The following is an 8459-nucleotide window of genomic DNA, read 5'->3' on the forward strand; positions in this document are numbered from 1 at the left end:
CCCAGACGATCAACGCGGTGGTCAGACCGTCGCAGCTGTGATCGATGAAATAACCGTAGGAGGGCCGCTCGATCTTGCGCCAACGGGCAAGACTGCCATCCATGGAATCGCCGAACCACTGGATCACATAACCCGCGATCGCCAGCCACAGCCATTGTTCGGATAAATTGCTGGCCGCATAGCCGCCAAACGTCAGCATCGCGCCGAACACGCCCAGCGCGGTCAGCCGATCCGGAGTGACCCAAGCCGGCATCCGCGCACAAAGCCAATTCAGCAATTGCCGTTCGCGCCGCGCCAGGATGTTTTCCTGGATGCGCACGGTTTTCATCTCGTCGGCGGGGCGTGGAGGACTGGGCATCGGTCTGGCAGGGGCCTGCTCGATTGCGGAGGGCAGTGCATGTGTTGCGGGGTCGAGCATGCCGCCGCTATGCCGCAAGTCTTCGGGTTATTACAGTTTTGTTTCGTGGTCCGCGCCCAAGTGAGCCGGGCACGGGTCAGTCACCCTGTCCGGTAGCCCACATCGGATACTGAGCCACGCCCATCGAACGACGCAGCCGTGCGATCCGGCGTTCGTAATGGCCGACCAGATCGAAAATCGACGCACCGAAGGCCGCGCGATCCGGGGTGCGCATTACCGCGACCTGATGCTGGAATAGCAGCTGATTGAGATCCATGACGATGCTCCATATTTGCGGGAGCGCGTAGTCTCTCAGTCGCCGAAGTGCAGTGTAAGGGCAGCGATGAAATGGCTATACACGAATGTCTGAAAAACGCCACCTCTAACCGGAACGCCCTCTAGAACGAGATCACCGCCTCACCGATGGCATCGTAGATTTTTGTCAATTGATCGGGCGTGATGCAATAGGGCGGCATCACATAGATCGTATTGCCCAGCGGCCGCAGCAGCACGTCGCGCTCACGGAAAAACGCCATGAGGCGGGGGGCCAGGCTGTTCATGTAGCCGCCGCCCTCCTGCGTGCGCATATCCAGCGCGGCGATCGTGCCCAACTGCCGGGCGTTGTCGAAATGGCAATAGGTGCCGAGGGCCGCCAGCCGCTCTGCCTGCATCGCCGCAAGTGTGGCGATCCGGTCGGCCACCGGCTCTTCGCGCCAGATCGCCAGGTTGGCATTGGCTGCGGCGCAGGCGATCGGATTGGCGGTGTAGCTGGACGAGTGGAAGAACATCTTCGCGCGATCGTCTGACCAATGCGCCTGGAAGATCGCCTCGTTGGCCATGGTCACCGCCAGCGGTAGCGAGCCGCCGGTCAAGCCTTTGGAAAGGCACAGGATATCGGGCACGACGCCGGCTTGCTCGCAGGCGAGCAGGGTGCCGGTGCGGCCCCAGGCGGTCATTACTTCATCCGCGATGAACAATACATCGTGGGCCGTGCAGATGGCGCGCATCTGGGCCAGGACGTGCGCGGGGTAGAACAGCATGCCCCCCGATCCCAGCACCAGCGGCTCCAGGATCAGCGCGGCGATATCGCCTTCACGGCACAGCGCCTCCAGCGCGTCGAGCGTTGCCTGTTCCGCCCCGGCCGCGGGGTAGGGGATGGTAGAAACGTCGAACAACAGCGGGGCGTAAGTCTGGTTGAACACGCCGCGCGCGCCGACCGACATCGCGCCGATCGTGTCCCCGTGATACGAATGCTCCATCACCACGATGCGGTGGCGGGCCTCCCCGCGCGCCGCCCAATAGCCTAGCGCCATCTTCAGTGCGACTTCTACGCTGGTGGAGCCAGAATCCGAAAAGAACACCCGCGTCAGGCTTTCGGGCATGATCTGCGTCAGGCCCAGGGCCACGGCTTCGGCCGGTTCGTGAGTCCAGCCCGCGAAGATCAACTGGTCCAGCCGCTGCGTCTGTTCGGCGATGGCGGCCATGATACGCGGGTGACAATGGCCGTGCGTGGTCACCCACCAGGACGAGATCGCATCGATTACCACCCGGCCATCGCGAGTGTGCAGCACTGCGCCCTCGGCCCGCTCCACCAGCGGGATCGGCTCGCGCAGGCCGTGCTGGGTGAAGGGATGCCAGACGGGCGAGGTCATGCGCCGAAATCCTCCACCCGAAAGTTCGCGGCGAAGGCGGCGGACAAGGCAGCCTGGTCGAGGGTGGCCAAGCGGGGCAGGCGGCCCAGGCGCTTGATCCTGCCCATCTCGGCGATGGTGCGTTCGGTATCTTCGTTGGCGTCACCGACAAAGGCGATGCCGATCAGGCTGACCCCGCGCGCCCGCAGCGCCTCGATGCTCAGCAAGGAGTGGTTGATCGTACCCAGTTCCGTGCGGGCGACCAGCACCGCCGGGTGACCCCAGACGGCGAACTGGTCGGCGTAGGTGTGGCTGCGGGTGATCGGCACCAGAGCACCGCCGGCACCCTCGATCACCAGCGGACCGTCCACATCGGGCACCGTTAGCGCGGCGAGGTCGATGGTGATGCCGTCGATCTCCGCCGCGCGGTGGGGCGAGCAGGGCGTGTTGAGGCGATAGGCTTCGGGCAGCACGCGCGCGCGGTCGATACCGGACAAGCGCGCTACGGCATCGGCATCGCCGGTACCGTCCGGCTCCAGTCCCGCCTGCACCGGCTTCCAGTAAAACGCGTTGAGCGCGCCGGTCAGCGCGGAAGCGAATACGGTCTTGCCGATACAGGTGTCCGTGCCGGTGACGATGATGCGGGAATGGCTCATATCGGCGTGCTAGCGCGGGTGAGGTGGCACGTCACCACCTCATAGCTCGCCACCGCGCCCGCTTTCTCGAATTGCCGCATCACCCGGCGCAAGGCCCCGGCGGAGAGCGGGTGATGATCGGGATCGGCTGTGGTCGCGCCGATGCCCCGCAATGCGCGCAGGAAGGCAGGAGCACTGTCATGATGATTGCGATGATGTTCGACGATAGCCGGCTCGGCCAAGTTGAGCGCGGCAAAAGCGCTGGGCGGGGTGAAGCGCGGCGTCCCGGCTTCCACGCCCAGCATCACGTGCGCAGCGCGCCATTCGGCAAATGTACCAGCGCCCAGGGTCGCCACCATGATATGGCCACCGGGGGCGAGCCAGGCCGGCCAGCGCGCCAGGGCCGCGGGTTCATCCGTAAACCACTGTGTTGCCAAGCTGGCACAAATCAGATCATAGGGCAGACCGTCAGGCGTGCCGTTTTCGCCGTCCAGCACCGCGTAGGTCATCCCGTCGCCCAGCCGTTGGCGCGCGCGGGCGAGCATTTGCGGGGCGATATCGGTAAGGTGCCAGGTGCCGGTGACGCCCAGGTTCTGCAGTTCCAGACACAGAAAGCCGGTGCCGCAGCCAATCTCCAGGATACGGGGCGCAGCGGGCAGATCGAGCGCGGCGATGCGCTTTGCCAGATCCCGCGCGATGCGGCGTTGCACGGTGGCATGGCGATCGTAGTCGATCGCGCCACCGAAAGCGCGGCTGACCAGCGCTTTCGGTGGCGCGGTCATGGCAGCGTGGCGATGAAGCTGCGGATCGCGTCGGCGCACCACGCCGGCTCCTCGCGCGGCAGCAAATGGCCCGCGCCGGGATGGTTTCTCCGCATGACGCCGGTGGTGGCGGCGAACACGGTCTCTCGCATCGGCATCGGCAGCAGCGGGTCGCGATCACCCTGAAGCGAGAGGACCGGTACGTCCAGCGCCCCGGCCACGAACCGGAAATCACCATCCCGCATGATCTGCAGGTCGGCCAGGAGCCGGTCCACGTTGGCGCCGGCGGTAGGCGCCATGCTGCCCAGCGTGATGTGGAAATCGGCCAGAACCGTCTCCGGCGCTTGTGCCATCGCGCCGATCATCCGGTTGACGACACGATCGGCCACGCCCGGGCAATCCTCTGCGCGGGTGAACCGGTCGAAACCGGATATCGCGACAATCCCCACAAGACCTGGCGGCGGTGCGGCAAGCAGGCGCATCGTGCCAAAGCTGTGCGTGATGGCAAGGCACGGCCCGGTGACTGCGGGGGCGATGGTTGCCCCAAAATAGCCGGCATCATCCACGGCTTGCGGCATGTCCGACAGGATTTGCGTCAGAGGCGTCCAGAAGCTGGCATCGAAGCCCCAGCCGTGATGGAACAGCAGTGTCAACGACATGCAGAGATGCCTTCCAAAAGCGCGTCTATGTCCGCTGCGGAGTGCGCGGCGCGCAGCGCGATGCGCAGGCGGCTGGTGCCGGGCGGCACCGTCGGCGGGCGGATGGCGGCGGCCAGGAAGCCGCGCGCCTCCAGCTTGCCCGCCAGCGCCATCGCCTGATCCTCGGGGCCGATGATGGCCGGGACGATCTGGCTGGCCGATGCGCCGTGATCAAGGCCCAGTTCGCCCAGGCCCCGCCGCAAGCGGTCGGCCAACGAAGTGAGGTGCGCGCGTTCGCTATCCAGATCGGGCAGCAAGTCCAACGCTGCGTCCACCGCGCCCAGCACGCCCGGCGGCAAGGCGGTGGAGAAGACAAAGCCGCTGGCCGCGTTGCTGAACCAATCGATCAGGGCGCGTGATCCGGCAAGGTAGGCGCCGAAGCTGCCGATCGCCTTGCTGAACGTGCCCATGATCACGTCGACCCCGCCGGGAGCCGTCGCCGAAAGTCCCGCCCCGCGCGGGCCCAGCACTCCGGTGGCGTGGGCTTCGTCTACGTAGAGGATGGCGTCATGCTCCCGCGCCAGAGCGGCGAGGGCGGGTATGTCGGCGACATCACCGTCCATGCTGAACACGCTTTCGGTCAGGATCACGCGCGCCGGCGCTTCTCGGCCCTTGCTGGCTAGCAGGTGCGCCAAGTGGTCCAGGTCATTGTGCCGGAAGCGATGCTGACGCGTGCCCGAGATCGCGAGCCCCGCGTGCATGCTGGCGTGGATCAGCCGGTCACTGAACACCGCCGTTCCGGGCAGCGCCGCCAGCAGGGCCGGGATCGCCGCAGCGTTCGCTTGCCAGCCTGAGCCGAATATTAGCGCCGCCTCGGTGCCCTTGAACGCGGCGATCCGGTGTTCCAGCGCTATGACTTCGGCGCTGGTGCCGGTGACCAGGCGGGACGCGCCGCTGCCCGTGCCATGGCGCTGCGTCCATTCCCGTGCTCGCTCGGTCAGCAGGGGATGCGTGGCAAGGCCCAGATAATCGTTGCTGGAGAAGTCTATCAGGCTGGCCGTGTCTCGCACCAGCCGGCCCTGGGTTGCAATCGCGGCGGGACGCAGCACGCGGCGGCGACCGGCTTGCTCGATCTTGGCCAATGCGGCTTGGAGATGCGCGTCCAGGTTCGCCATGGCCGCTGCCGGTACGGCAAGACGATTGCCGAGACAACGCCTGTGCCAAGACAATACCGGCGCGAGGCGATTGCGCTCAGCTATCCAGGTCCAGGTAGGCGATCACGTCGTTGTCGGTGGCGATCCACAGGCCGTCCTGCGTGGCCTCGTCCTGCGCCGCCGCGATGGCCAGGGCTTCGGACAGGGGGCCGTAGAACAGCGTGGTGGCCGCGCCACCTTCGCCCGCATCGTCCAGGTGATAGAGGCGGACGCTGGCCTCCTCGAACGTGGTGCGCATCAGCTATTCTCGCGCCGGGCATGGTCAAGCGTGCGGGCGGTGCGATCGGCTTCGTCCTGCGCCAGCTTGCGCTCCGCCTTGCTCGCGCCGTGCCGCGCGCGATTGGCGCTGGCTTGTGCCGCCTGGGCATCACGCGCGCGGGCCTTGCGGGCCTGCCTCAGGTTGATGATTTCAGCCATGACCGCGCCAGTCTTACGCCTCGACGGCGGCGGTGGCGAGCCCCAGATGCGGCAGGCCGACCGAACGCTTGCCCGAAAAATCGGTGCGGACCACGATCAGGCCGTCTTTCTCCAGATAGTCCAGTAGCCGCTGGATGCGGCGGGGAGAACTGGTGCCGTAGATGCGGGCAAGCTCTGCATCATCGGGGCAGGGCCGCCCTTCGGTGGCGGCGCGGCCGATCAGCAGGAACGGCGCAAGCAGATCGTCAGGCACGCCGGCAGCCAGATCCAGCAGGCCGGTCCAGCGCGGGTCGGACGGATCGGCGATGCCCGCCACAGCCATCGCGAAGCCCCGGCGAAACCGCACCGCGTCGAACGATCGGGTCGGCACGCCGCGCATCCGGCAGCGCAGGGTAAAGTCCTGGAACAGCGTGGCCGCCGGCTGGAAGGTGCACTCCGCCTCTTGCGCCATTTGCGAGAGGATCTCGGCAATGGCGGCCTCGGTCTCGGCCGCGTCGAACTCGGGCAAGTCGGGGCGGCGGGGCGCGGGTGCGGCCTCAGATGCGGCAATCCGCTCCACCAACTCGTCCGGGTCGGCGCGGACCGGGGCGGGGCGGTAGACCTCGCGCACCGGCTCGGCCAGATTGTCATGCAGCAGCGCGTGCAGTTCCTCGGGCGAGGCGGTGGGCGGCGGGGCGTAGCTTTGCACCACGGCGCGGCTGCCGGTGCGCACTTCGCCGATGCTGACCGCGACCGGTCGGCGGCTGATCGCCGGGCCCAGCCCCAGGAACTGCCCGCGCGACAAATCGCGGATGGCTTCGGCCTGGCGGCGCTCCATACCCAAAAGGTCGGCGGCGCGGATCATGTCGATATCAAGGAACGTGCGGCCCATCAGGAAGTTGCTGGCTTCCGCCGCGACGTTCTTGGCCAGCTTGGCAAGCCGCTGCGTGGCGATCACGCCAGCAAGGCCGCGCTTGCGGCCGCGGCACATCAGGTTGGTCATCGCCGCCAGGCTGATGCGGCGCGCCTCCTCGCTCACTTCACCCGCAGCGGCGGGGGCGAACATCTGGGCTTCATCCACCACCACCAGCGCGGGGAACCACTCCTCTCGCGGGGCATCGAAGAGGGCGGAGAGAAATTGCCCGGCGCATTTCATCTGCTGGTCGATCTCCAGCTCGTCGAGCGCCAGGACGACCGAGGCACGATGCTTGCGGATGCGCGCGGCGAGGCGGCCAATCTCGGCCTCCGCATAAGCAGAGCCATCGATCACCACGTGGCCGAACGTCTCGCCCAGCGTCACGAAATCGCCTTCGGGATCGATCACGACTTGCTGCACCAAGGGCGCACTTTCTTCCAGCAGACGGCGCAAGAGGTGCGACTTGCCCGAGCCGGAATTGCCCTGGACCAGCAAGCGCGTGGCCAGAAGCTCGCCCACGTCGATCTCGACCGGGGCGCCATGGGTATCCTGGCCGATGACGATGGTTGCGCTCACCGGAGCCGCCATAAGCGCGCGCCGGGGCGATTCGGAACCGAGAGCGGCGGGTTTTCCAGAGCTTTGCGGTGAGCGTGCCCACAACGCCTACGATCAGGGCAGCGCATTCTCCGCCGCGCGAACGTCGCGCGCCGCCTCCCGAGCGCGCTGGGCGGCCAGAGCTGCGGCATCCTGGCCCGGGTCCGCGGCGCTGCCCGGTGGATTTGCGCTCGGCTCTTGAGCGCGCGGGGCAAGCCGCCGGGTGAAAGCTTCCGACGTGGGGTAAGCTGGTTCCTCGGGGGGAGAAGACCAGCGGCCGTAGCCGTAATCCCGTTCTTCATCCGAGCCATAGTAATCACGCGGATCGTCACGCTGGACGTAGCCATAGGGTTCCTGGCGTTGCCGCCAGCGCTCGCGATAGCCGTAGCCTTGCTCCAACCGCGGTTCCTCGCGAAATTCGGGGCGCCGATCGTCAGACTGGTCGTACGCCTGTGGCTCTTCGCCACGGCCGGTCCAGGAACGCCACTCGTCCATGGCGCGGCGGCCCATGTCCATCAGCGCCAGGGGGCGGCCAGTCCATTCGGGAAGATCTATCGCGAGGCTGCCGTCGACCGGGCCGGGGCGAATGCCAAAGCCATCATCGGGCGCCGATTCAGGTCGCGTGGCAAGCTGGCCCACGCTGTTTTCCGGCCCCGCGACGATGATGGGAGCGGGGCGGCGCTCTTGAAGGTAGGGCGCGATCGCCGGGATCGTCGCGACTGCCAGGTACGCACCCACAGCCACGCCCATCGCCGCTAGAGACACCATTACTCTTGCCGTACCCATTGTCGTTCCGTCGCTCGCAAAAAGGTCACGGCTATGGTTGGCAAGCTGTCGACGCGATGAACGCCGGCCATCTGCGACACTTTCGCGAGGATGCTCAGCCGGAAACGACGGCGGGCGCGGGAGTGTCCGACGATGCCGGTGCGGCTGGTTCGGCCACGGCACTCTCGATCGTGCGCACGTCTGCCGCTGCCTCGCTGGCCGCGTTGGCCGAAGCGGCGGCGGCATCGTCAGAATCATAGATGACGATCTTGCGATCGGTATCGCGCGCAGCGATCAGCGCGGTCGGTAGCGGTTCCGCGGGAGCGATGGCACCATCGTCATCCAGGTCGAGATCGGCGCTGCTGTCATACAGGGTGGCGCTGTTGGGACTGTAGGTGGCAGGGATCGGTTGCGGATACTCTTGCTGTGCCGTCATCCAGTTGACCGGGGTGAGATCCTGCGGGGGCGCTTCGAAAGCAATCGCGGGCATTTCGTCGGCCTTGACCTCTTTC

At 66.8% G+C, this 8459-nt stretch carries 12 protein-coding genes; all 12 read right to left on the minus strand.

Translation table 11 applies throughout. The features are described 5' to 3' along the window. Window positions 1-358, minus strand: a 358-nt coding sequence (locus ACHWRX_RS06255; protein WP_394658541.1) for a CDP-alcohol phosphatidyltransferase family protein, incomplete at its 3' end; no start/stop codon positions are given. A gap of 136 nt (window positions 359-494) precedes the next feature. Beyond that, complete coding sequence (locus ACHWRX_RS06260; protein ID WP_394658532.1) at window positions 495-674, minus strand: hypothetical protein; 180 nt, start codon at window positions 672-674, stop codon at window positions 495-497. A gap of 121 nt (window positions 675-795) precedes the next feature. Further along, window positions 796-2049 carry an adenosylmethionine--8-amino-7-oxononanoate transaminase gene (locus ACHWRX_RS06265; protein ID WP_394658533.1) on the minus strand — a complete coding sequence of 418 codons (1254 nt, stop codon included), beginning with the start codon at window positions 2047-2049 and terminating at the stop codon, window positions 796-798. After that, entirely contained in the window at window positions 2046-2684 is a 639-nt protein-coding gene (bioD, locus tag ACHWRX_RS06270; RefSeq protein WP_394658534.1) for a dethiobiotin synthase, read from the minus strand. Before bioD ends, ACHWRX_RS06265 begins: the two co-directional genes overlap by 4 nt. Beyond that, a complete protein-coding gene (locus ACHWRX_RS06275; protein ID WP_394658535.1) occupies window positions 2681-3445 on the minus strand; it encodes a methyltransferase domain-containing protein in 765 nt (254 codons plus the stop codon). Before ACHWRX_RS06275 ends, bioD begins: the two co-directional genes overlap by 4 nt. Next, complete coding sequence (locus ACHWRX_RS06280; protein ID WP_394658536.1) at window positions 3442-4083, minus strand: alpha/beta fold hydrolase; 642 nt, start codon at window positions 4081-4083, stop codon at window positions 3442-3444. The genes ACHWRX_RS06275 and ACHWRX_RS06280 overlap by 4 nt, the downstream gene beginning before the upstream one ends. Then, window positions 4074-5237: an aminotransferase class I/II-fold pyridoxal phosphate-dependent enzyme gene (locus ACHWRX_RS06285; protein ID WP_394658537.1), complete on the minus strand. Its 1164-nt coding sequence runs from the start codon at window positions 5235-5237 to the stop codon at window positions 4074-4076. Before ACHWRX_RS06285 ends, ACHWRX_RS06280 begins: the two co-directional genes overlap by 10 nt. Before the next feature lie 76 nt (window positions 5238-5313). After that, window positions 5314-5514 (minus strand): hypothetical protein, encoded by a 201-nt coding sequence (locus tag ACHWRX_RS06290; protein ID WP_058735246.1) that lies wholly within the window; start codon window positions 5512-5514, stop codon window positions 5314-5316. Continuing rightward, entirely contained in the window at window positions 5514-5693 is a 180-nt protein-coding gene (locus ACHWRX_RS06295) for a DUF4169 family protein (protein WP_394658538.1), read from the minus strand. The genes ACHWRX_RS06290 and ACHWRX_RS06295 overlap by 1 nt, the downstream gene beginning before the upstream one ends. A 13-nt stretch (window positions 5694-5706) precedes the next feature. After that, window positions 5707-7164, minus strand: a complete 1458-nt coding sequence (locus tag ACHWRX_RS06300) for a helicase HerA domain-containing protein (RefSeq protein ID WP_288416987.1) — start codon at window positions 7162-7164, stop codon at window positions 5707-5709. Between the two features lie 93 nt (window positions 7165-7257). Then, window positions 7258-7968 carry a hypothetical protein gene (locus ACHWRX_RS06305; RefSeq protein WP_394658539.1) on the minus strand — a complete coding sequence of 237 codons (711 nt, stop codon included), beginning with the start codon at window positions 7966-7968 and terminating at the stop codon, window positions 7258-7260. Between the two features lie 94 nt (window positions 7969-8062). Then, window positions 8063-8459, minus strand: a 397-nt coding sequence (locus ACHWRX_RS06310; protein WP_394658540.1) for a hypothetical protein, incomplete at its 5' end; no start/stop codon positions are given.

Origin of the sequence: uncultured Novosphingobium sp. (assembly GCF_964277725.1) — a bacterium.
GTDB lineage: Bacteria > Pseudomonadota > Alphaproteobacteria > Sphingomonadales > Sphingomonadaceae > Novosphingobium > Novosphingobium fluoreni.